2 protein-coding genes are annotated in these 1,545 nt (G+C 49.8%); both read right to left on the bottom strand.

What is annotated here, in order from left to right; translation table 11 throughout:
* Nucleotides 1–22: 22 nt before the first annotated feature.
* Nucleotides 23–733 carry an ABC transporter ATP-binding protein gene (locus STRDD11_RS04160; RefSeq protein WP_128835695.1) on the bottom strand — a complete coding sequence of 237 codons (711 nt, stop codon included), beginning with the start codon at nucleotides 731–733 and terminating at the stop codon, nucleotides 23–25.
* On the bottom strand, nucleotides 733–1,497 hold the full coding sequence (locus STRDD11_RS04155; RefSeq protein WP_128835692.1) for an ABC transporter ATP-binding protein: 765 nt from the start codon (nucleotides 1,495–1,497) through the stop codon (nucleotides 733–735). The genes STRDD11_RS04160 and STRDD11_RS04155 overlap by 1 nt, the downstream gene beginning before the upstream one ends.
* Nucleotides 1,498–1,545 lie beyond the last annotated feature (48 nt).

Below are 1,545 nucleotides of genomic sequence, written 5' to 3'. Positions count from 1 at the left end.
AAAACTGGACGTCAGTCCAGTTTTAGCCACCTAGATAGGCTTTGCGGACTTCGTCTGAGGCCAGAAGTTCTTCTCCTGTACCTGAGAGGACAATTTTGCCGGTTTCCAGGACATAGCCGCGGTCTGCAATGGACAGAGCCTTGTTGGCATTCTGCTCGATCAGCAGGACAGTTGTCCCCTGCTTTTGGATATCTTGGATAATATCGAAAATTTCCTGGATAAAGATGGGCGCCAAGCCCATTGACGGCTCATCCAAGAGAAGCAGCTTGGGCTGGCTCATCAGAGCTCGGCCCATGGCCAGCATCTGCTGCTCTCCTCCTGAAAGGGTCGCAGCATCTTGATTTTTCCGTTCCTCCAAGCGAGGGAAGCGGGAAAAAACTTTTTTGAGATTAGCCTGATTTTCTTCACGGTCCTTCTTCAGAAAGGCACCCATTTCCAAATTTTCCAGCACCGTCAGCCCCGGAAAAACATGGCGGCCTTCCGGCACTTGGGAAAGCCCCGCAGCTACGATTTTCTGAGCAGGAACTTTTTGAATCGGTCTGTTTAAAAATTCAATCTTGCCGGCACTCGGGCGGACCAGTCCGGAAATGGTGCGGAGGATTGTTGTCTTACCGGCACCGTTGGCCCCGATCAGGGAAACAACTTCCCCTTCATTGACTTCAAAGCTGACATCGCGGACAGCCTGAATCATGCCGTAATGAACAGAGAGATTCTCAACTTTAAGCATGGGCATTAGGCTTCACCTCCTAGATAAGCTTCGATAACGCGTTTATCGTTCTTGATTTCGTCTGGAGTGCCATGGGCAATCAAACGGCCGTATTCCAGCACATAGATCCGCTCCGTCACTTCCATGACCAGACTCATATCATGCTCAATCAGCATAATGGTAATGTTGAACTCATTTTTAATCCGGCGGATCAAGGCCGTCAGCTCTGCTGTTTCCTGAGGATTCATACCGGCAGCAGGCTCATCCAGAAAGAGAATCTTAGGCTCTGTCGCCAAAGCCCGTACGATTTCCAAGCGGCGCTGCTGGCCATAGGCCAGATTTTTCGCCAGTGTCTCTGCTTCCTTGTCCAAATCAAAGATTTTCAGCAGTTCCAAAGCCTTGGTCTTCAGCTCCTCCTCATTCTTATAGTAAGCCGGCAGGCGGAAGAAAGAGGCAAAGACATGCGCTTTGTGGTGGTTGCCAAAGGCAATCAGAACGTTGTCCAAAACAGTTAAATCCTTAAAAAGACGAATATTCTGAAAGGTCCGGCTGAGGCCCAGGGCCGCAATCTTGTAAGGAATCTTGCCATTGAGCAGATGCCCGTCCAGAGTGACCGTCCCTTCGCTGGGCTCGTAGACGCCTGTCAGGAGATTGAAAAGAGTGGTCTTGCCAGCACCGTTAGGGCCAATCAGACCGACCAGCTCCCCTTCATTCAGCTCCAGCGTCACATCACTGACAGCTGTCAGACCGCCAAAGTTTTTGGTTAATTTTTTTACATCAAGCAGTGCCATTATTCTTTGACCTCCTTATGCTTCTTAAAGAGTTTGGATAAGCTCAGC

The organism is Streptococcus sp. DD11 (assembly GCF_001578865.1).
Taxonomy (GTDB): domain Bacteria; phylum Bacillota; class Bacilli; order Lactobacillales; family Streptococcaceae; genus Streptococcus; species Streptococcus panodentis.
Note: the sequence above shows the minus strand (reverse complement) of the source record. Positions and strands in the feature narration are given on the sequence as shown.

Bases quoted from the DNA above. Each gene is read 5' to 3' on its own strand.
- STRDD11_RS04155 (WP_128835692.1), bottom strand. From the start codon at position 1,497: ATGGCACTGCTTGATGTAAAAAAATTAACCAAAAACTTTGGCGGTCTG.
- STRDD11_RS04160 (WP_128835695.1), bottom strand. From the start codon at position 733: ATGCCCATGCTTAAAGTTGAGAATCTCTCTGTTCATTACGGCATGATT.